At 70.5% G+C, this 20,208-nt stretch carries 22 protein-coding genes and 1 pseudogene; 9 read left to right on the plus strand and 14 right to left on the minus strand.

All coding sequences use genetic code 11. The features are described from left to right. Positions 1-51 precede the first annotated feature (51 nt). From K7C20_RS35395 to K7C20_RS39555, 4 genes are all read right to left on the minus strand, one after another. Positions 52-1,341, minus strand: coding sequence for a PP2C family protein-serine/threonine phosphatase (locus K7C20_RS35395; RefSeq protein ID WP_052414283.1), 1,290 nt, complete (start codon positions 1,339-1,341; stop codon positions 52-54). Between the two features lie 227 nt (positions 1,342-1,568). After that, a complete protein-coding gene (locus K7C20_RS35400) occupies positions 1,569-2,477 on the minus strand; it encodes a Vgb family protein (RefSeq protein WP_030079067.1) in 909 nt (302 codons plus the stop codon). A 99-nt stretch (positions 2,478-2,576) separates the two neighbouring features. Further along, positions 2,577-2,867 carry a hypothetical protein gene (locus tag K7C20_RS35405; RefSeq protein WP_048829136.1) on the minus strand — a complete coding sequence of 97 codons (291 nt, stop codon included), beginning with the start codon at positions 2,865-2,867 and terminating at the stop codon, positions 2,577-2,579. Next, a complete protein-coding gene (locus tag K7C20_RS39555; protein ID WP_160328739.1) occupies positions 2,864-2,962 on the minus strand; it encodes a hypothetical protein in 99 nt (32 codons plus the stop codon). The genes K7C20_RS35405 and K7C20_RS39555 overlap by 4 nt, the downstream gene beginning before the upstream one ends. A 25-nt stretch (positions 2,963-2,987) precedes the next feature. Here K7C20_RS39555 and K7C20_RS35415 point away from each other — a divergent pair, with 25 nt between their 5' ends. Genes K7C20_RS35415 through K7C20_RS35430 form a run of 4 tightly spaced genes read left to right on the plus strand, consistent with a single transcriptional unit; the run spans position 2,988 to position 5,334 of the window. Further along, a complete protein-coding gene (locus tag K7C20_RS35415) occupies positions 2,988-3,515 on the plus strand; it encodes a beta-galactosidase (protein WP_048829135.1) in 528 nt (175 codons plus the stop codon). Continuing rightward, a complete protein-coding gene (locus K7C20_RS35420) occupies positions 3,512-3,823 on the plus strand; it encodes a hypothetical protein (RefSeq protein WP_030079064.1) in 312 nt (103 codons plus the stop codon). Before K7C20_RS35415 ends, K7C20_RS35420 begins: the two co-directional genes overlap by 4 nt. 22 nt (positions 3,824-3,845) lie before the next feature. After that, positions 3,846-4,409 carry a hypothetical protein gene (locus tag K7C20_RS35425; RefSeq protein ID WP_030079062.1) on the plus strand — a complete coding sequence of 188 codons (564 nt, stop codon included), beginning with the start codon at positions 3,846-3,848 and terminating at the stop codon, positions 4,407-4,409. Positions 4,410-4,452: 43 nt separating this feature from the next. After that, positions 4,453-5,334: a SigB/SigF/SigG family RNA polymerase sigma factor gene (locus K7C20_RS35430; protein ID WP_053209592.1), complete on the plus strand. Its 882-nt coding sequence runs from the start codon at positions 4,453-4,455 to the stop codon at positions 5,332-5,334. Positions 5,335-5,483: 149 nt separating this feature from the next. Here K7C20_RS35430 and K7C20_RS35435 read toward each other — a convergent pair whose 3' ends face one another. The 3 genes from K7C20_RS35435 to K7C20_RS35445 form a co-directional block, all read right to left on the minus strand. After that, complete coding sequence (locus tag K7C20_RS35435; RefSeq protein WP_030079054.1) at positions 5,484-5,903, minus strand: PPOX class F420-dependent oxidoreductase; 420 nt, start codon at positions 5,901-5,903, stop codon at positions 5,484-5,486. 138 nt (positions 5,904-6,041) lie between these two features. Next, entirely contained in the window at positions 6,042-7,271 is a 1,230-nt protein-coding gene (locus tag K7C20_RS35440; RefSeq protein WP_078953328.1) for a PP2C family protein-serine/threonine phosphatase, read from the minus strand. A 104-nt stretch (positions 7,272-7,375) separates the two neighbouring features. Further along, positions 7,376-8,134, minus strand: coding sequence for an IclR family transcriptional regulator (locus K7C20_RS35445; protein ID WP_030079050.1), 759 nt, complete (start codon positions 8,132-8,134; stop codon positions 7,376-7,378). A 265-nt stretch (positions 8,135-8,399) separates the two neighbouring features. Here K7C20_RS35445 and K7C20_RS35450 point away from each other — a divergent pair, with 265 nt between their 5' ends. Next, a complete protein-coding gene (locus K7C20_RS35450) occupies positions 8,400-9,026 on the plus strand; it encodes an alpha-ketoglutarate-dependent dioxygenase AlkB (RefSeq protein WP_030079048.1) in 627 nt (208 codons plus the stop codon). Between the two features lie 196 nt (positions 9,027-9,222). On the opposite strand, the gene K7C20_RS35455 is transcribed toward K7C20_RS35450, so the two are convergent. The 5 genes and pseudogenes from K7C20_RS35455 to K7C20_RS35475 form a co-directional block, all read right to left on the minus strand. Next, positions 9,223-9,984, minus strand: a complete 762-nt coding sequence (locus K7C20_RS35455) for an ankyrin repeat domain-containing protein (RefSeq protein WP_048829134.1) — start codon at positions 9,982-9,984, stop codon at positions 9,223-9,225. 143 nt (positions 9,985-10,127) lie between these two features. Continuing rightward, positions 10,128-10,476 (minus strand): annotated as a pseudogene (locus K7C20_RS35460) (TetR family transcriptional regulator C-terminal domain-containing protein); the annotation flags it as partial. Positions 10,477-10,758: 282 nt separating this feature from the next. Beyond that, positions 10,759-12,036 carry a glycosyltransferase gene (locus K7C20_RS35465; RefSeq protein WP_048829133.1) on the minus strand — a complete coding sequence of 426 codons (1,278 nt, stop codon included), beginning with the start codon at positions 12,034-12,036 and terminating at the stop codon, positions 10,759-10,761. Between the two features lie 182 nt (positions 12,037-12,218). Next, complete coding sequence (locus K7C20_RS35470) at positions 12,219-13,280, minus strand: class I SAM-dependent methyltransferase (RefSeq protein ID WP_078953330.1); 1,062 nt, start codon at positions 13,278-13,280, stop codon at positions 12,219-12,221. A 131-nt stretch (positions 13,281-13,411) separates the two neighbouring features. Continuing rightward, the gene (locus K7C20_RS35475) at positions 13,412-14,491 is read right to left on the minus strand and encodes an acyltransferase family protein (RefSeq protein WP_048829132.1); all 1,080 of its coding nucleotides are present in this window, start codon (positions 14,489-14,491) and stop codon (positions 13,412-13,414) included. Positions 14,492-15,358: 867 nt separating this feature from the next. On the opposite strand from K7C20_RS35475, the gene K7C20_RS35480 reads away from it, so the two are divergent. Beyond that, on the plus strand, positions 15,359-16,435 hold the full coding sequence (locus K7C20_RS35480; RefSeq protein WP_030079037.1) for a S1 family peptidase: 1,077 nt from the start codon (positions 15,359-15,361) through the stop codon (positions 16,433-16,435). A 40-nt stretch (positions 16,436-16,475) separates the two neighbouring features. On the opposite strand, the gene K7C20_RS39560 is transcribed toward K7C20_RS35480, so the two are convergent. Continuing rightward, positions 16,476-16,754, minus strand: a complete 279-nt coding sequence (locus K7C20_RS39560; RefSeq protein ID WP_409351334.1) for an Ig-like domain-containing protein — start codon at positions 16,752-16,754, stop codon at positions 16,476-16,478. A 41-nt stretch (positions 16,755-16,795) separates the two neighbouring features. On the opposite strand from K7C20_RS39560, the gene K7C20_RS38695 reads away from it, so the two are divergent. After that, positions 16,796-16,963, plus strand: coding sequence for an IPT/TIG domain-containing protein (locus tag K7C20_RS38695; protein ID WP_245171410.1), 168 nt, complete (start codon positions 16,796-16,798; stop codon positions 16,961-16,963). Positions 16,964-17,149: 186 nt separating this feature from the next. After that, on the plus strand, positions 17,150-17,800 hold the full coding sequence (locus K7C20_RS35490; RefSeq protein ID WP_030079036.1) for a GNAT family N-acetyltransferase: 651 nt from the start codon (positions 17,150-17,152) through the stop codon (positions 17,798-17,800). 27 nt (positions 17,801-17,827) lie between these two features. Here the strand turns inward: K7C20_RS35490 and yczE are convergent, their stop codons facing one another. Further along, positions 17,828-18,577 (minus strand): membrane protein YczE, encoded by a 750-nt coding sequence (gene yczE, locus K7C20_RS35495; RefSeq protein ID WP_245171411.1) that lies wholly within the window; start codon positions 18,575-18,577, stop codon positions 17,828-17,830. Between the two features lie 100 nt (positions 18,578-18,677). Between yczE and yczR the strand changes: the two genes are divergently transcribed. After that, positions 18,678-20,165, plus strand: a complete 1,488-nt coding sequence (gene yczR / locus K7C20_RS35500) for a MocR-like transcription factor YczR (protein WP_030079032.1) — start codon at positions 18,678-18,680, stop codon at positions 20,163-20,165. Positions 20,166-20,208: the final 43 nt, after the last annotated feature.

Here is a 20,208-nt window from a genome sequence, read left to right on the forward strand (position 1 = left end):
TGGCCGAGGAGCGAACCGCCGGTCCTGCCGGGGCCCCGTGGCTCCGACGCCTCAGAGGACGTCTCTGCCGGGCACGGTCCAGGGGGAGGGCAGGGTGGTGTCGGCGGTGGTGTGCTCCGGGAGGCCGGCGAGGGCTTCGACCCGGGCGGGGCGGTAGGGGGTGGGGCCGCTCCATTCCAGCAGCAGGACCGTGGCGTCGTCACCGAGCCGCCCGTCGTGGTAGGCGAGATGGCGCCTGATCAGACGGCGCAGGGTCTCCGGCACGGGCAGGCCGTCGGCATGGTGCTGGATGAGGAAGTCGGTGAAGCCCTCCAGGCCGAATTCCCGGCCTTCGCTGTTGCGGGCTTCGGTGATGCCGTCGGTGTAGAGCAGCAGACGGTCCCCGGGCTCCAGCTGGTCCCGGCGCAGGGTGGGCGGCAGAGCCAGGTCGGTGCCCATGGGCGGGGCGGGCGGGCCGACCAGGCTCAGGGCGGTGCGTCCTTTGCGGATGATGACCGGCGGAGGGTGCCCGAGGCTGGTCCAGGTGAGGACGCCGGTGGTGGAGTCCAGCTCGGCCAGGATGCCCGTGGCATAGCGGTGCGTGCCGAATTGTTCCACCAGGGCTCGTTCCACGGCTTCGGCGATCCGCAGGATGCCGGGGCTCTGCCGGCGCTGGTTGCGGCTGGCGGCAACCGCGAGGTTCGCGGTCAGTCCGGCTGCCGTGTCGTGGCCCATGGCGTCGAAGAGCGCCAGGTGCACGGTCTCGTCGGCGATGGCGTAGTCGAAGACGTCGCCGCTGACCTCGTACGCGGGCTCCATCACCGCGCTGATCAGCACCCGGTCGGTGGCGAAGGTTCTCGGCGGCATGATGCGCCACTCCATCTCCGCGGCCACGTTCATCCGCCGGCGTCGTACCAGCCGGGCGTAGGTGTCGCTCACCCCACGCTTGCTGACGATCATCATCGCGACCAGCCCGGCGAGGTTGCGCAGGTCCTGGGCGGCCTGGGCATCCATCTCCGTGCCCGGGGCGGCGGAGGCGCGCATCACTCCCAGCCGCTCCGTGCCGTCGAGCAACGGCACCCACCACTGCTCGGCCCCGGATGTGGTGCCCCCGACGATGCCGCCTGTCTGGAACGCACGCCCGGCGAGGGTGCCTTCCACCCGCACCACATCCGGCGGCGTCTCCGGCCCGCCTCCGGTACCGGTCCCATGGCAGGGAAGCCGGCACAGGACATCCTGTTGCAGATCGGCCAGGTAGATCAGCGCGTCCAGCCAGCCGACCCGGGCCGCGTGCCTGGCGACCACATCCGGCAGCTGCTCCAGCGCGATCACATGGCTGGCGGCGATCAGGTCACCCAGCATCCGTCCCCGGGCGGCAGGACTGCTCATACCGGCACCTCTCCTCGGGTCGCAGCTCGCCGAGCCGTTCGCCCCGTGCGCTGTCCTTGTCGTGGCACCGTCGGTCGCCAGTGCTCCCAGCGGCGATGCTTATGCTCTCGATGGTGACACCGAGACGGAGCTTGCCGACAGCGACACCGCGGTGAGGCACGAGTCGGCGGCCCGAATCCGTCACGCAGCGTCGCGACGAGTCAGGAGAGAGGCCCCTGGAGCGCGAGGCGGGCTATCGCTCCGATTTCCAGCGCCACGTAGAGGGCACCGTCGGACCCGAAGGCCAGGCCGTGCGGTTCGGAAGAGGGGGTCGGCAAGTCGTACTCCTCTATGCGGCCGTCAGGGGTGATGGACCCGATGCGGTTGGCTCCCCATTCCGTGAACCAGCAGTCACCGGCCGGGCCCGCGACGATCGCATGGGGCCGGGAGGCCGGGTCGGGCAGCGGGAACTCGGCTATCTGTCCGTCGGTGGTGATCCGGCCGATCCGGCCGGCACCTATCTCGACGAACCAGAGCGCGCCGTCCGCACCGCAGGTGATGCCGACCGGTGCGGCGTTCGCGGTCGGGAGCGGATGGAGGGTGAAGTCGCCTGCCAAGCTGAGACGGCCGATCGCATGTGCTTGATTGAGGGTGAACCAGAGGGCGTCGTCGGGGCCGGTCGTGAGGGCCGAGGGGAAGGCGCCGCTGAGGGGCAGCGGGAATTCCGTCACCCGGCCGTCCGTGGTGATACGCCCGATGCGGTCGGTGTGCAGCTGGGTGAACCACAGCGCACCGTCGGATGCGGACACCATGCCGAACGGGCCGCTGTCCGGAGTCGGGAGGGGGAACGAGGTCGCCTCCCCGGTCACGGTGATCCGTCCGATCCGATGGTCCCGGCTCCGGGTGAACCACAGCGCGCCATCGGGCCCCGGGGTGACGAGGGAGGGCCCGCAGGATGCGGAATCGAGCGGGTAGCGGTCGAGGTGTCCGTCCGGCGTCAAGCGGGCGATCTGCCCGGCGTGGACCAAGGTGCACCACAGGGCGTCGTCGGGGCCCACGGCGAGGGCGTACGGGCCCGCGCCGGCGTCGGAGACCGGAATCTGTTCGAACGAGGCGGCACGGCGGGGCATCGGCTGAGTCTTCCCTAAGCGGTCGTTACTGCTACATCTGTTGCGTTAAGTAGAATGACACAGCGGCCACCGCCCAGGCAAGGGAATTCGCGGCGGTCCTCACGGTGTGGCGCCCTCTTCCCCGCCCGGCAGGCGCGTCGCGATGCCGTCGAGAAGGAACGCCAGGCTGAGCTCGGACTGCTCGTCCATACCGGCTCCCGACGGGGCGGTCATCCACTCCGTGAGCAGCGGATGGCGCCCGCCCTCGGCCGCCAGGTCACGGGCCGCGGTGACGGCCTCGCTGAGCTGCTGGGGGGAGTGGAGCCCGTGCCGACGGCGCATGGCGAGCTCCTCCGCCTCCTGCTGTGCGCTGCCGAGGAGGTGCCGGTCCAGGAGGGCCGCGTACGTCATGCCTCGCCCACCGTGAGGCCCTGCCGTACCAGCACCTGGAGGAGGAACTCGGTGCGCCGCATCAGATGCGGGCCCAGGGCCGGGCGCGTGGGCATGAGCTGGGCGTACCAGAGGTGGCGCTTGAGCCGGTCCACCGGCCCGGTCGGGGTCCGTCTGGGCATCGTCAGGGGAATCAGCTACGGCATGTCCGGCGCGCCGGACAGCTTCGTGCCCGAGATGAGGAGGCTCGGCGGCACGCTGGTGCGCGTCTACGTCTACTGGAGCCAGGTCGAGCCGGAGCCGGGCCGCTATGACTGGACGGTCGTCGACGCGATCCTCGGCCAGCTGGATCCGGCCGACGAGGTGTGGGTGAAGGTGTGCTCCGGCTCCCCGTGGGCGACCCGGCACCGGACGGGCTTTCTGCCGTCGTCGCCCGCCCACGACCTGCGCCGGTACGAGCGCTTCGTCAGCGATCTGGTGACCCGCTGCCGGGGCCCCGTCGACTACTGGCAGTGCAACAACGAACCCGGCAACACCGGCTCCTGTGGGCGGGGGCCGCGTCGGACTACGTGGAGCAGCTCACCGCCTCCACCGCTGTGTGCGCGGCGCGGACCCGGACGCGACGGTGGTGCTCGGGGGCTGCGGATACGACGTGCTCGCAGGCGATGATGGCGGCGTTCGCGGGGCAGGGCCCTGCCGCCCCGGGGGCGCGGCCCACGGACGCAACCTCGGACGAGACGTCGAGCGACACCGCGGACGAGACGTCGAGCGAGACCGCGGACGGGTCTCTGGACGCGGCACCGCACGCGACCTCGGACAAGGCACCTCCCGAGGCCCCGGACCGCAGGACCATGCGCACGCCCTACGCCCGTATGGCCCAACTCCCGCCGCAGCTACGGATGTTCATGGAGGACTGTCCGCCCGAGCTCGCCGCGAAGCGCGACCGGATCAACTGCCGCCAGATCGTCACCCCGTAACGTCCTCGCCCTCGCCGCCGGTGTGACCCGCACGGCCTGCTGGAATCTGGCCCCGGAGATCCCGGGCTGCCGCGACCGCCTGAACATGATGGGATTCCTGTTCGGCAAACTGGCCCTGCTGGACTACGACGGCACCGGCCTCACCCGGCGCCACCCGCCCGCCGACCCCTTCGCCCTTCTCGCTGCCTGCCTCGACGGCACCTCGCACGTCCGGCGCATCGACGTCGGAGGCCGCCCGGACCTGTACGCCTTCGAGGTGTCACGCGCGGGCCGCGGGCCGCTCCAGGTCCTTTGGGCCGCCGGGGACGTCTTCACCGGTGAGGACGGACCGGGGGTACCCGTCGACTGGCCGTGGCCCCACCCGACCGTCCATGGACTCGACGCGTTCGGCTCCCGCGTGCCGTCCAGCGGGACGGCGGCACCGTGCGCGTCCGCCCCTCGGTCACACCGCTGTTCCTCTCCGCCGGCCCGGAGGCAGTACCCCGGCCCTGAGGAGATGCCAGGCGCGTCGGGTGATGCAGGGGAGCGGGGAAGGAAGGGCAATCAACGGGAGGCGGCCGGACATGCCTGTGGCAGCGGCGGGTAGGGGAGCGCGCGACGGGGGCTCAGCAACAGGCGGGAGCCAGAGCATGAGCAGCAAGGGCACCTTGACCGTGGGAACGGAGCCGGAGACCACGTCGCCGGAGTGTGCCGTTCCGGCTCCGACGGTGCTGCCGCAGATCCAGGTTCCGCAGCGCGTTGCCCCTTCTGACGCACGGGAGTTGTCCAAGCAGTTCCTTCTGCGGCTCCAGGAGCTGGAGGAGGGGACCCCCGAGTACCAGTACGCGCGGAACACCCTCATCGAGATGAACCTCACCCTGGTGCGCTATGTCGCCCGTGGCTTCTCCAGCCGGCGGGAGTCCATGGAGGACGTCCTCCAGGTCGGGACGATCGGTCTGATCAAGGCCATCGACCGCTATGACCCCTCCCGCGACGTGGAGTTCACCACGCTGGCCGTCCCCTACATCCAGGGCGAGATCAAGCGTTTCTTCCGCGACACCACCTGGTCGGTGCGGGTGCCCCGGCGCCTTCAGGAACTCCGCATCGACCTCGCCCGCGCCCGGGAAGAGCTGGAGAACGAGGGCAGCCACGAGCCGTCCGCCGCCGACCTCGCCGCCCGCCTCGACCTCGGGGAGGAAGAGGTGAGGGAGGGGCTCGTGGCCGGCAACGGCTACGACAGCGACTCCATAGACCGGCCCATCCAGGCCGGCGGCAAGCAGCAGACCGGCCTTGTCGCCGACCTCATCGGCACAGAGGACCCCGCCCTCGCCCTGGCCGAGGACGTCCAGGCACTCAAGCCGCATCTGGCCAAACTCGATGACCGCGAACGCACCCTTCTCCGGATGCGCTTCGGGGCGGAAATGACGCAGGCCGAGATCGGCAAGGAGCTCGGCCTCTCCCAGATGCACATCTCCCGCCTCCTGACCCGTGCCTGCACCACCCTGCGCAAGGGACTCATGGCCGAGGGGTGACGCGGCTGCCGTGATACCGGCGGCTGGGGGCCGCCTCCGGGGCGGTCGCCGCGCCACGGCACCGCGGGCGGGAGGACCGGCCTGCGCCCGTCGTCGCACCGGGCCCCACGCGCCGTTCGAGACGACCGCCGACCGGATGCCGCCCGTCCTCAGCCCGGTTGGGCGCTGTCCTTCATGCTGCCCCACCCGTGCCAGCGGTCGATCTCGATCCAGGCGCTGACCCGGCGGCGATCCCGCTGCGGGTACGGCTTGCCCATGTAGTGCTGTGCCAGCCGGTCGATGCCGGCGAGTTCTTCGTCGTCCCGGATTTCGGCGATGTGGCCGATCAGGCTGAGGTGCGTGTACCAGTTGCCTTCGTCCAGCACGGTGAGGGAGACCCGGGCGTCGTTGCGGAGATGCTCCAGCCGTTTGCGGCCTTCATCCATGTTGACCAGCACCCGGCCGTCGTCCCAGAGGTACCAGGTGGCCGTGGAAACCGGCTGCCCGTCCGAACGCAGAGTCGTGATGACGGCCGGATTCGCCTTGCGCAACATGGTGACTGCCGGATCGGGAAGCGGTGGGTTCGACATACGAGGCGCTCCTCCGTACGTGAGTACATTGCGGTTGACCGCTCGGGGCGATCAACATGATCGACTGTACTCAGCCCACCACCGGCTACCTGGCTCTCCCGTCCGTCGCCACACCGCACACCCTCCTGTGAGGCGCGCCTATTCAGCGCCCACCGGTAGGGAGGGCGTCCGGCCAACGGGGTCGTTCGGTGCCGTCGACGCGGTGTCGGCCGGCTTCCGGAGGAGGAGCATGGCGGCGTCGTCGTGCAGCTCGCCGCCCACATGCGTGAGCAGGTCCTCATGGAGCGCGGCCAGGGTGTGCGAAGGCTCCTCCGAAATGTGCCGGGACAGCCGCTCCACCAGCGGATAGAACTCCCGCTTGTGATCACGGGCCTCGGTCACGCCATCGGTGTAGAAGAGCAGTTGGTCCCCGTCGGACAGGGCAATTTCCTGGAGGCTGGGAGTCTCCCCGGACAGGGCCCGCAGACCGAGCGGCGGGGCCGGGTGGGCCGGCTCGACGGGCAGCACCCCCGCGTCGTGGACCAGGAGCGGAGCGGCATGGCCGCAGTTGACCAGCTCCATGCGGTCGGCCTCGGGGTAGCCCGCCAGCACCGCGGTGACGAAGTCGTCCGGGCCGAGGTTGCGCGCCAAGCTCCGCTCGATCCGGTGGACGACATCGAGAAGGTCCGGCTCGTCGTAGGCCGCTTCCCGGAAAACGCCCAGGACCAGGGCGGCGATCCCCACCGCCGGCAGCCCCTTGCCGCGCACATCGCCCACGATCAGCCGTACCCCGAACGGTGTGGGCACCAGGGCGTAGAGGTCCCCGCCGATCCGTGCCTCGGCAGCGGCGGCGCTGTAGCGGACGGCCGTCTGGAAGCGTCCGACCGACGCGGGCACCGGCTTGAGAAAGGCGTGCTGTGCGGCCTCGGCAACCGAACGCACGGCTGCCAGCACCTGTTCGCGACGCCTGCGCAGGGCGCTGGCCAGACTGCTGGCCAGCGTGACGGCGGAGAGCGTGGAGAGCACAATCGCCTGTTCGTCACCCGGCGCGCCACCATGCACACCGAGCGCCGCACCCAGCGCCACCGCCAGGACACCGATGCGCAGTACGCCCCACGGCCCGCTGGTTGCGGCGGCCAGCGCGGGGCCCACGGCGAGCAGCGGCAGCCAGCTCATGCCGGTACCCCCGGAGAGGCAGAGGACCGCCACGGTCGCGATGATCAGAAGCGGCACGCCGGAGGCGCAGTGCCGGCGGGCGTCTTTCGCGCCGGGCGATGCCTCGCCCCGGGGCGGGACGGCCTGCCGGATCAGGGCCCGCAGAGCGGAGAACGGCTTGGTGAGCTGCCACCGCGGCTGGTGGGCGTGGTGATGGATCCGGGCTTGGCGCATGTCCTCGTCCGCAGCTCGCTTCCTTGCTCAGGGCACTCACATGCCCAAATGTCCATTTCATCCAGGAAACGGGCATCCGAGGGGAAGGCGCAAGGGCCGGAATTTCAGATAGTGAGTGAGAGCCCCCTGGTCACGCGGCTTGCTGCCGGGAGCAGCCGGTCCCGGACCGCGTCGATGCGGGAGACCCGGTCCGCCCGGAGCGATACGCCGAGGGACCCGAGCGTCTCTCCGCTGTACACCGGCACCGCGAGGCAGAACGTACCGAGGGCGTACTCCTCCATGTCCGTCATCACCGGTGCCATGGGCAGGGTGTCGAGGTTGCGCAGCAATTCGGCACGGCCGGTGATGGTGCGTGGGGTGAGGTCGGCGAGGGGGTGCCGGGAGAGGTAGTCGTCGCGGGCCTCGTCGTCCAGCTCGCGGAGCACGCACTTGCCCAGCGCCGTGGCGTGCCCGGCTTCCTCGAAGCCCACCCACAGGTCGACCCGCGGCGCCCGGGGGCCGTCGACGATCTCGGCGACCCGGATCTCGCCGTCCTCGTAGAAGGTCAGGTAGGCCGCGGCCGACAGATCGTCCCGTAGCGCCGCGAGCGCGGGGCGGACGCGGTTGAGCAGCGCCTGTGCCCGCCCGCCTGTCTGGAGGGTGTCCAGCTTGTCCCCGAGGACGAAGCCGCCGTCCTCCAGCTTCCGGATGTACCCGTCGTGAGCCAGTGTGCGCAAGAGGTGATACGTGGTGGCCAGGGGTAGTCCCGTCTCACGTGCCAGCTGTTTCGCCGGTGCGCCGCCCTCGTGCGCACCCACGGCTTCCATCAGGCGGAAGGCTCGCTGGACGGAGGTGATGAGCGTAGGGCCTTCTCCGTTGCCCATGCATTCAGCCTGCGCCCGGCGCCGCACGCAGGCAAGGCCGTCCCGGAGCAGTCGTTGTTCCCTTGCGGACGGTAGGCGTCACAGCGCGATCGGTGACGCGGGAGCGCCGGGCCGGTCTCTGGGGGCGAGCGGCTGTGGAGGGCCGTCGCTTATAGGGGGCTCTCGGATTTTGGCCTCTCGGCCTCTCGGGCTGCCGGGCGCCCGTCGCGCAGGGCTTCGGCCACCCACCAGAACATGCATTCGAATATATGGGTACCCTGAAAGCATGGCCATGCACCTTCAGGGCTCGCTCTTCGACCAGGCCGACGAGGTCCGGCTCGGTCCGCTGCGCGGGGTGCGCAGGACCGCGCTCGGCGACGGCGCCTGGATCGATCTGCTGCCCGGGTGGCTGAGCGGGGCGGACGCCTTGTTCGACCAGCTCGCCGCCGAGGTTCCCTGGCAGGCGGAGCGTCGGCGGATGTACGAGCAGGTGGTGGACGTACCGCGGCTGCTGGCCTTCTATCGGGCCGACGACACGCTGCCGCACGCCGTGCTGGACGACGCGAGGGACGCGCTCTCCGCCCACTACGCCACCGAGCTCGGCGAACCGTTCACCACGGCCGGACTCTGTTACTACCGGGACGGCCGCGACAGCGTCGCCTGGCACGGTGACCGGATCGGCCGCGGTGACCGCGAGGACACGATGGTCGCCATCCTGTCCGTGGGGGCGCCGCGTGACCTGCTGCTCCGTCCGCGGCGCGGCGGCGGCACCGTCCGAAGGCCGTTGGGGCACGGCGACCTGATCGTGATGGGCGGCTCCTGCCAACGGACTTGGGAACATGCGATCCCCAAGAGCACACGGGCGGCGGGCCCGCGGATCAGCATCCAGTTCCGGCCCCACGGAGTGCGCTGAAAGCGGGCGCACTGAAGCGGAGGCGCTGAATGTGGACTGCAGTGCGCTGAAAGGGGGGCGCTGATTGCGGAGTGCGCCGAAAGCGGGTGCGTCATCCGCGAGGGGGAGGCCGGGGGCGGCTTTCGCCTCCGGGTGCGCACTGCCCATGGTGGCCGTGATGTCGGCCCTGCCGCCCGCAAGGCCGTGCCGACGAGCCTCAACCCTGCATGTTCTCCCGTAGAAGCGCGGCGATCAGGGCATGCCCCGTTTCCCCTTGCCACGAGGAGCCACCGGTTCCGTCCGGTGCGCTGGCCGTGAGCTCGACCAGCTCCGTGCCCTCGGCGCGAGGGCTGCGCCGGACCTCGTACCTGCCATCCTGGGCGACGCCCGCCCTCTCGCGCAGCTCGCTCTCGACGTCTTGGCCGCACCGTTCGCGGGCCATATGCCAGGCCGTCCGGCCCTGTTCGTCGGTGAGGTGCGGGTCGGCGCCGTGCCGCAGCAGAGCCCGTACCACCGCGATCGATCCCCGCTCGGCCGCTGCCATCAGCGGAGTGCGCTCGCCGCATCCCGCGTCCGGGTCGGCACGCGCTTCGAGCAGGAGCTCGGCGGTCCGCTGATGGCCGCCCGTGGCCGCCCACATCAAGGCCGTGTAGGAAGTGCCGTCGTCCTCCCGCCGGTCGGGGTCGGCGCCGTGCGCGAGCAGTTCGTGCACCACGCCGGAATGGTCCCAGCATGCGGCGGCGCACAGCGGCAGACCCGCGGTTCCCTCCCCCCTGCTCTCCGCATCCGGCGTTGCCCCCGCTTCGAGGAGCAGCCTCACGATGTCCGTCTTCCCCGACACCGCGGCCAGGTACAGCGGCGTCTCGCCCTCGGCATTCGGCGCGGACGGGGAGGCTCCCAGCCTCAAGAGGGCACCGACCCGGCGCATGCGGTCCGAGTAGATAGCCGTGATGAGTGGTCCGGTCAACGCCTTGGCCATGCACAGTCCTTCCGTGGGAGCGTCATCTCCGGCGAGGGTACGTCGGCTCGACCGGATGCTGTCGGGCACCGTACGCATCAGGCAGCAGCGCGCGGGTGGTGGTTTCGCCGGGCGGCTCCAAGGGGCCGTGTTGCAGGGCCAGTTCACCCGCAGGCAGGGAAGAGCCGGACCAGGTGGTGGCGGAGGACCGCCGCGGCGGCCTCATGGGTGCGCTGGCCCACCAGGACGCTGGTGCCGAGGCCCGCCGAGAGGGCGTGCAGGCTGATCGCCTCCGTGCGTACGTCCATGCCGGGTGCGTTGAGCCCGGCCTCGTGTGCCCGCTCCAGCTGGTCGGCCACCATGCCCTCGGCGGCATCGGGGCCGTCGATGAACGGCTGGGCGGCCAGCGCCTTGTCCGTCGGTCAGCACGGCGTAGGCGGTGTAGACCAGATGAAAGGTCCGGTTCTCCTCGTCGGTGGGCAGTGATTCGAGGAGCGCTTCGGTATCAGCCCGCGCCCTCCGTCTCGCTCGTTCCGTCCGGCATGCGGGATCGGCTATATGGTACCTATGTGTCATTTTGGGAGGTGGCCTGCCGTGCCCGACACCCAGCGCATGACCGCACCCCGAACGCCGCGGCCCTGTCGCGAAGCGGCCCGGTCCATGCGATCGACACCCCGGCGACCCGGGCCGCAGCGTGCAGCGCGAACCCCTCCACGCACCCGAACGCGCCGCGCTGTGGATGGCCCCGGGCGGGCATCTCCGGCCCCCCGCGTGCAGTCGCCCCGTCAGGAAGCCTCAGCGAACGGGTCCTTGGCCTTTCCCGTGGTCTCCTCCGGCCAGTTGCTCCACCGTCGCCAGAACCCGGCCGGCGCCGTCCTCCGTGCCGATCAGCGCCGAGACCTGCCGCGCGCGATGACGGTACCGGGGGTCGTGCACGGCTTTCCGTACAGCGGCCGCGAGGTTCTCCGCGGACAGCCGGCCGAAGGGGATCCTTCCCGGACTGACCCCGAGCGAGGTGAGACGCGACGCCCAGAAGGGCTGGTCCAGCATCATCGGCACGGGGACCGCGGGCACTCCCGCGCGCAGCCCGGCTGCCGTGGTCCCGGCACCCGCATGATGGACGACGGCCGCCATGTGCGGAAACAGCTGGGCGTGCGGGACCTCGCCCACCGTCAGGACATCGTCCCCCTCGACCGACAGGCCGGCCCAGCTCGTCTGGACCACACCGCGCACTCCGGCGAGCCGGAAGGCGCGTGCCAGGAGACGTCCGAGCCGCTCCGGGTCACGGGGCGCCATGCTGCCGAAGCCCACGAATACCGGTGGCGGACCCGCCTGGAGGAAGTCCGCCAGCCCGGCCTCCGGCGTCCAGTCGGGCACCTCCGACGGCCACCAGTAGCCCGTCACCTCCATGCCCGGCCGCCAGTCGGCAGGCCGGGGAACCACCGCCGGGCTGAAACCGTGGTGGATGGGCCAGGTTGCCCCCCGACGCTCCAGGGCCCGTTCCGTCACGCCCAGTCGACGCTGGAGATGGCGCACCCCAGGAGCAAAGGCCCGGGCCAGCAGCGACTGGGCGCACCGGCCCAGGGCCCGGTTGCCGAACGGCCCCAACGACGGCATGTCGAAGATGACCGGCGGGAACTCCCCGGTGGGAGCGAGGGGCTGCAAGAACACTCCGACGCCGGGAAGTTGCAGACCTTCCGCCGCCACGAGCCCCAAGGGGGCCAAGCTGCTGGAGAACATGAGGACCTCTGCGCCCGACGCACAGGCCTCGGTCACCGCGTCGGCCATTTCCGGAGCCAACTCCCGGGCCAGCCGCATCTGCTCGACCTTGGAAAGTCCGGCACCCTGGCCGCCTTTCCCCGGCGCGTTGCCCTTCTTGTCATCCGCTCCCGACGTGGCATACCGGTCGAGCGGAAGGGGGTGGAAACCCAGGCCGCTGCGGCGGACCAGTTCGGCCGAGCGCGCGTGGGTGGCTATCACCACCCTGTGCCCGGCCCGGTGCAGCCGGGCCCCCAGACCGGTGTACGGAGCCACGTCCCCGTGCGAACCTGCGGTAGCGATGAGGATGTGCATGGTCGGCAGTTTTCCGTTTCCTCGGAGGCGGTGATTCCGACCGCGCAGGGCTTCACTCGGACGGCCTCTTCGCCGAATGCGTTTGCCGACCGAACCTGCTGGAATCTGTGCGCAGTTGGTGGTGGACAGGGGCCTGGTGACACTCTCCGTGCGGGTGATTGCGCAGCGGGCCGGGGACGCGGTCAGTCGCGGCGTGCGACCACCCGGTAGGCGTTGGACAGCCGCGTGCGGCGTGTGAGGGGTGCCAGCAGCAGGTCGAGCGCGACGAGGACGAGGAGCACGGGGGCGACGGCCAGCAGGGACAGCCTGCGGGCCCACCGGCTGAGCGGGCCGGGCCGCTCGGGCAGCCAGGGCAGATCTTCGCCGGGCAGGACGGATTTGAGCATGTTCACCGCCGCGGACGTCAGATCGGTGGGCACATGGGGCTCCCGCCGGTCGGTGGCCACGACGCTGAAACCCTGCTCGGCCAGTGCACTACAGAGGTTGTCCAACGGGATGAAGTGCAGGTGCTGCGGCTGGAGCCATGGGCCCCACCACTGGCCGAGCAAACGGGCGGAGGCGGACTCGGGGTCGGGGACCTCCACCAGGAGGTGGCCGCCGGGCCGGAGCGCGGTGTGGGCGGCGGCCAGTTCCTGCCGCGGCGCCAGGGTGTGTTCCAGGTAGTGGTGCATGCTCACCACGTCGTACTGGCAGGCCAACTGGCCGGCCAGCCCGACGAAGGAACCCCGGTAGGCCCGCGCGATACGGTCGTTGCGTGCGGCGATCTCGACGCCTTCGCCCCAGTCGAGCCCGTGGAATTCGGTGTCCGGGTGGATTCTCCGGGCTTCGGCGCAGAAGTGGCCGTGACCGGTGCCCACGTCCAGCCAGCGTAAGGGACGGTTGAACGGGAGCATGGCACGGGCGCGGGCCCGGTAGAGCCTGGTGGCGAGCGGTGAGCAGGCCAGCCGGGCCATCGTCGCCTCGCCCAGGCCGTCGTAACAGTCGCGGTAGTAGAAATCCAGCCCGTCCGCGCTCAGCCGGGGGTTCTGGAACACGTGACCACAGCTGCGGCACTGGTCGAGTGCGAATGTCCCGGGCTTGTGCTGCGGATGGTCGGTGGTGCGCAGGCGCCCGCGCAGACGGGAGGAGGTGCACCAGGGGCATGTGGTGCGCCGTGGTTCGAAGAACCGCTCCAGCCCGTGTGCCAGCTCGTCTTGGTAACGGGGCCGGTGGGCGGCGATCTGCTCGCTTCGCGTACTCATCATGGCGGGCTTCTTTCAGAGGGAGGCCTGGGGGAGGAGCGTGGGACACCGGATCTGTCGGCGGGCGCGGCCCCCTGGGCCGCCTCCGGAAGCCGGCCGCACACTGCACGGGCCGGCGGACCGCTCCGGTGCGCTCACGGGGTTGCGGCCGCACGCGCGCGACCACGAGCACGAGGGGTGGAGAAGCGGCGCACACACGGCCGCTCCACTCCTGCGTACAGCAGCCACGAGGTCAGCAGTACGACGGGAAGACCGGTCAGAACCACGGAGAGGTTGCTCCAGCCATGACCCGTCAGAGACAGGTACATCAAGCCCAGCACCAGCAAATGGACGAGATACATGGCGTAGGAGATCTCACCGAGGAACACCAGGGCAGGGGTGCGCAGCAGCGACTTTCTGCCGCGCAGGTCGAGTTCGGCGGTGGCGTAAACCAGCGTGGCGAGCGGGACCACGGTCGAGGCCGCGTAGAGGAAACTGTGCGGCAACAAGGTGCTGTTCACCACGATCGTGCTGATGACACCCAGCGCGGCCGGGAGAACACCCACACGCGGAATCCGGAATCCCGCCGAGGAAATACGGGCCACCAACATGCCGAGGAGAAACTCGGGCAGCCGCGTGATCGGCAGCATGTACAGGGACCAGTATCCGGGGAACGGCGGCCCGCCGGGGTTGAAGAGGAACTCATAGAGCACCGGGCATGTCCAGACGACGGCGACGGCGGTGCCCGCACCGATCAGAAGCCCACGACGCGACAGCCGGTCGACCCACGGCAGGAGTACGGGGAAGAGGAGATAGAAGAACATTTCGGCGGCCAGTGACCAGGAAACAGGGTTGCCTGCGGAGATGAAGCGCTGGCTGGGAACCCATGTATTCACCAGGAACAGGCTGGAGAGGTTCGCCGGCCATCCGGAACCCCGCGTGGCGGTCGCCGCGCCGGCACAGGCGAGCGCGGCAACGACCACACACCAGGTCAGTACGTGATTCGGCAGGATCTTGGCGGCACGCCGTCGCCAGAAGGCACGTGCGGTGTCGGTCGGACGGGCGGAATGGGTCAGCACATAGCCGCTCAGAATGAAGAAGAGCGAAACCGAACTCGCTCCCACCCACACCTCGGGCCCGAGGCTCTGGGCGAGGTGAGGGTTGATCATCAGCGCGCTGTGGGTGTAGAGGACTCCGGCCGCAGCGGCGAAACGCAGACCGGTCAGAGAAGGCAACCGCCTGGGGCGGCCGGATCGTGTGCCGTCCGTCGCCGACGGTTCCTCCATGCCGATGCGCCCGGCAACAACTCGGTTCGCCGTGGCGGTGGACCGGGACGACGGTCTGGGGAGATGGTGCACGACAGGCCTCCTGCGAGAGAACGCCCAGGACCGTGACCACCACACACATGCGTAGGGGTGCGCGGGTAGGGACGCCCCGGGGGATCGGATGGAATGACTGATCCGGCCCGTGCGGAGGAATGGGCGGCCCGTCGCGCGGATAGCTCGATTGACCCACCGCGCCACGTCCCGTGCATAGGGAGGGCGCCCCGATTTCACTCGTACGGACCAGTGCCTCGTGCGCCCCGTCCGCAGCAATTGGTCCGAGGCGGTGTGTGGATTGCGGCACCTGGTCATCCATGGGACACCTCCTGGAACATCGCAGGGAACAACGGTTGTTGGTGCGTACCTCGAAGCCGTTCCTCGGGGAGTCTGTGGAGAAAGGGCGCGGCACTATCCGGGCGGCGGCCGATTGCGCCACCGGCCGTACAGGTGATTCCTGCGGACCTGTGGCCGGAGGGGTGTAGCGCGCAGCAGGCACAGGAAAGAATGAATGCGTTCCGCCGCGCCACGCCCATAGGCCGCCGGTGGCGCCGACACCCCTCAAGGGCAGGGCATATGACGACGCGACATATTTCGGAGCACGTGCTGCTCGGCAAGAACGGTGCAGCGATATAGGCGCGACCTATTGCGTCGTCGCCGCCTGGGAACGCCCGGCGAAGGAAGGGGGGCGCGGACGCGACTTCGGTTAACGGAGGGGGAAAGCCTGCCTTCCGCGGGCTCGGACATCCACCGCAGGCCCAACCCCACACCAGAGGTCTTGAGTTGAAGCACACAAGCGCACCCCTGTCCCGCACCGTCCTCGGAGGTGCCGGTGTGGTGGCCCTGATCGCCGCCGCACTCACCCTTCAGAGCGCCCAAGCCGCTCCCGCCGAGGCCCCTGAGCCCCCGACGGCGACTGCCGCTGCACAACGCGCCAGGGACATCAGCTCCGCCCTCGGCGCCAACGCGGCGGGCTTCTACTACGACGCCCAGAACCACAAGCTCATCGTCAATGTGACCACCGCGGCCGCCGCGGACAAGGCACGGGGAGCCGGCGCCGACGCCAGGATCGTCAAGCATTCCCTCACGTCGCTGAACGCCGCCCGCGCGACCCTCAAAGAGCGAGCCACGATCCCGGGGACGTCCTGGGCGATGGACCCCAAGACCAACCAGGTGGTCGTCGTCGCTGACCGTACGGTCACGGGCGACCGCCTGAAGCAGCTCAAGAGCGTCGCCTCCTCGCTCGGTGACCGGGCCACCCTCCGGCAATCGGCGGGGACGCTGCGGCCGCTGATCGCCGGTGGCAGTGCCGTCTGGGGGAGCGGCGCGCGCTGCTCGCTCGGCTTCAACGTCATCAAGGACGGGAAGCCGTACTTCCTGACCGCCGGGCACTGCACCAACGCGGTGCGAAGCTGGTCCGCCACACAAGGGGGCCCGGAGATCGCCGTGACGGAGACCGGCACCTTCCCCGGTGACGACTTCGGGATCGCCAGGCATACCGCCGCCGGCCTCGTGCACCCCAGCCAGGTGGACCTCTACAACGGCCGGATGCAGTCCATCACCACGGTCGGCGATCCGATCGTGGGGGAGAAGGTGCAGCGCAGCGGCAGCAGCACGCACGTCCACGGCGGTGACATCACCGCGGTCGAGGTGACAGCCAACTACCAGGAGGGGTCGGTCGAAGGTCTGATCCAGGCCGGCGTCTGTGCCGAAACCGGGGACAGCGGCGGCCCGCTCTTCGAGGGCGACACCGCACTCGGCCTGACCTCGGGCGGCAGGGGCGACTGCCTCTTCGGCGGCGAGTCCTTCTACCAGCCTGTGCGCGAGGCCCTGGAGAAGACCGGATCGCACATCGGCTGATCCGCCGGAGCCCCTGCTGAGCGGCGGGTGACCGCAGCCCTCAGGTCACCGTCTGGAGAGCGGTCCCGGTCGAGCTCGCGAATCCGACGTCGCCGTTGTAGTTGGCGGTGACGGAGTGGGTGCCCTTGGGCAGCGGATTGAACGTGGTGGTGGCCGTGCCATTGGTGAGAGGGCACGGTTTGCGGGTTCCGACACGGTGCAGGTCACGGTGACGGGGCCCGGGGGGACGAGCAATGGCGTGCCGTTTACGTATACGACGGCTTCGGTGCCGGTCCTGACCTCGGTGGTTCCTGCTTCGGGTCCGGCGGCCGGGGCACAACGGTCACTCTCACCGGCACGGGCCTGGCCACCGCCGTCGCGGTGCGGTTCGGTGCCACGCCGGCCGCCTCCTTCACCGTCGTCTCCGACAGCCACATCGTCGTCGATGCCCCGCCCGGAACCACCGGGCCGCTCGATGTCACGGTCACCACACCTGGCGGCATCAGCTCTCCGAAGACGTACAACCGAGTGGCCGCCCCCGGGATCTGAGCGCGGGTTCGGCCAGGGCGGGCGGTACGGGGCCAGGCGAGGAGAGACGGCATCGGCCGCCGCAGCCGACGACACGACACCCCAGTTCAACTCCTCCCGATGCTTCTCCCACAAAGGTGATGCCGCGACCCCACCCGCTGACGTAAGGTGCGCTACTGAATTGTGGCGCTTACTTCAGGGGGTTGGATGATTCCGGAACTCGTCAGGACCTGGGCGTCGGGCTGGGCCCTGTCACGCAACACGCCTCGGCCGGTCGAGCAGCCCTGGGGGCTCTACATCGAGGTGGATTCGCCCGGTCAAGTGGGGCGCCATGTACTGTCCGACGCCGATGAGTCCTCGGTCCGTGACGCCGCAGCCTCGGTGACCGTGCCGCACACCTGGCTCAAGGTGCCCATGGCGCCCGATGAGGCCGAACAGTGGCTTCCGCCGGGCTGGGTGGCGGACAAGGAGGAGTCAGGACATCTGATGGCTGCGGACCTGCGCGCCGAGACCGCCCCGGTGGCGCCCGAGGGGTACACCGCAACCGGGGAGAGCCGCGACGGCGTCGTCTACGTCCGGGTGTACGACGCCTCGGGCGAATGCGCCGCCAAGGGGCAGATGGCCGTCCTCGGGCGGGCCGTTGTCGTCGACCGCGTCACGACCGAGGAGGCCCACCGCCGTCGAGGTCTGGGCAACTTCGTGATGCGCATCCTCATGGGCCATGCCGTGGACGGGGGCGCGGACCTCGGGGTTCTGGGCGCGACCGACGACGGGCGCGCGCTGTACGAGACGCTGGGCTGGAAGGTGCATGCACCGCTGGCGGCATGCATCTACCGGCCCTGGCGATACGGTCGTTGAACAGCTGCCGTGCAGGGCGGCGCATGCCTACCCCGTGACCCCTGCGCTACCCCTGCCCATGCGTTCGGCAGTGCTGCCGTAGGCGAACCAGGGCAGGAAGAACTGGGTGGTCGGGCCGACTGTGAGTGCGTACAGCACGGTGCCGACGCCCACGCTCCCGTCGAGCAGCCAGCCCACGGCGAGCACGGTGATCTCGATCAGGGTGCGGATGAGCCGGAGGGAACGCCCGGTGGCGGCGGACGCGCCGGTCATCAACCCGTCCCGGGGGCCGGGCCCGAAGCGCGCGCCGACGTAGACGGCGATGGACAGTCCATTGAGCAGGACACCGCCGACGAGCAGGCCGACCCGGGCGGGGAGCCCGAGGTGCTCGGGGACGAGCAGGAGACCGAGGTCGGATGCGGAGGCCACGACGACGATGTTGGCGACGGTGCCGAACTTCGGCCTCTGCTTGAGGGGGGCCCACAACAGCAGCACGAGAACGCCGACCACCGCGGTGAGCGTTCCGAAGCTCAGGGAGGTGTGGTGTGCCAGGCCCTCGTTCAGGACGCTCCAGGGGCTGAGGCCCAGTGAGGACCGGACCATGACCGAGAGGCTGAATCCGTACAGCGCGAGCCCGGCGAACAGCTGCGGGAAGCGTCGCAGCGGACGCTCACCGAGGCGGACATAGGTGAGCGGGGGCAAGGACGGGCTCGCGCGGGGCAGGGGCGGCGCCGCGACGTGTCCCCCGTGACGGCGTGGGACTTCCCGCGCTTCCTGGTCCCTGAACTTCTGCTCCATGCCGACCGCCTCCACCGTGTGCGCCTGCGCCGTAAGGCCATTGGGGGCGACTCTGTACAGTGATCGGACCAGGAAACATGGCCAATCCCGGGGGAGTGGTATGGCCGAGGCGCATCCCTTCCCGCGCGTGGACAGGACGGACCGCACCGACCGGACCCTGGGCAGCCGCCGGCTCGCCGCCCTGCTGCCCGACCCGGCGGAGACACGGCCCGCCTACCGGCACCTGGCCCAGGCGATCAGCACGCTGATCCTGGACGGTCGCATCGCGTTGCACGTCAGACTCCCCGCCGAACGGGAACTGGCCACCGCCCTCAACACCAGCAGGACCACCATCACCGCCGTGTACGACCTGCTGCGCGAGAGCGGTTACGCGTACAGCCGCCAGGGCTCCGGCACCTGGACGGACCTGCCGGAGGGCCGCAGACCCCGCGGCATCACCCGGCTCCTCGGAACCCAGGAGACCGCCATCGACCTGGCCAGGGCGGCCCCCGGACTGCCGGGGCAGACGCTCGTCGACGCGCTCGCCCAGGTCACCCCTCAGCTGGCCGAGCACGCGCACACTCCCGGCTACCACCCCTACGGCCTTCCGGAACTGCGCGCCGCCGTCGCCGAGCGGTTCACCCGGCGGGGCCTGGCCACCGTGCCCGAACAGATCCTGGTGACCTCCGGCGCTCAGCATGCACTCACACTGGTCATGGGGCTGCTGTGCCGCCCAGGCGACCGGGTCATGGTCGAGAACCCGTCCTATCCGAATGCTTTGGACGCCATGCGCCGCGCCCGGGTGCGCACCGTGTCGGTCCCTGTGACCGACACCGGCTGGGATGTCGAGATCGTCGAGTCGACCTTGCGTCAGGCGGTTCCCCAACTGGCCTATCTCATCCCCGACTTCCAGAACCCGACCGGTTGTCTGATGCCGGATCACGAGCGCGCCCGTGTCCTGCGCGCCGCCCAACGCTCCGGTACCTGGCTCGTCATCGACGAGACCCTGGCCGACCTCGCCCTCGACGTCCCGGCCCCGCCGCCCTTCGCCACCCACACCACGCCCGGCGGAGCCGGCCAGGTCGTCACCATCGGCTCGATGAGCAAGACCCACTGGGCGGGGCTGCGCATCGGCTGGCTGCGCGCCCCGGCGCGGCTCGTGACCGAACTCGCCGGGCAGCGGGTCGCCACGGATATGGGCGGCTCGGTCCTGGACCAGCTGCTGGCCCTGGCGCTGCTGGCGCGGGCCGGGGAACTGCTGCCGCCCCGCCTGGAACAGTTGCGCGAGCAGCGCGCCGCCCTGGCCGCCGCCCTGGCCGAGCAGTTCCCGCGGTGGACCTGGCACCTGCCGCCCGGTGGTCTGTCGCTATGGGTCGACCTGGGCGAACCCGTCGCCTCGGCGCTGGCCGAGCGGGCACAGGACTACGGCGTGCGGATGGAGGGCGGTACCTACTTCGCCACCGACCCGGGCATCTTCGAACAGCGCCTCCGCATCCCCTACACCACACCTCCGGACACCCTGCGCGAGGCCGTGCGCCGGATGGCCGCTGCCCTCGCCGCCGGACCCTCGCCCTCGCCCGCCACCCGGCGGCCGCACTGGGTCGCCTGAAAGCGTCCCGCCGGACGTCTGCGGGCCGGGGACCGAAGCGGTG

It is taken from the genome of Streptomyces decoyicus, from assembly GCF_019880305.1.
In the GTDB taxonomy this organism is placed as follows: domain Bacteria; phylum Actinomycetota; class Actinomycetes; order Streptomycetales; family Streptomycetaceae; genus Streptomyces; species Streptomyces decoyicus.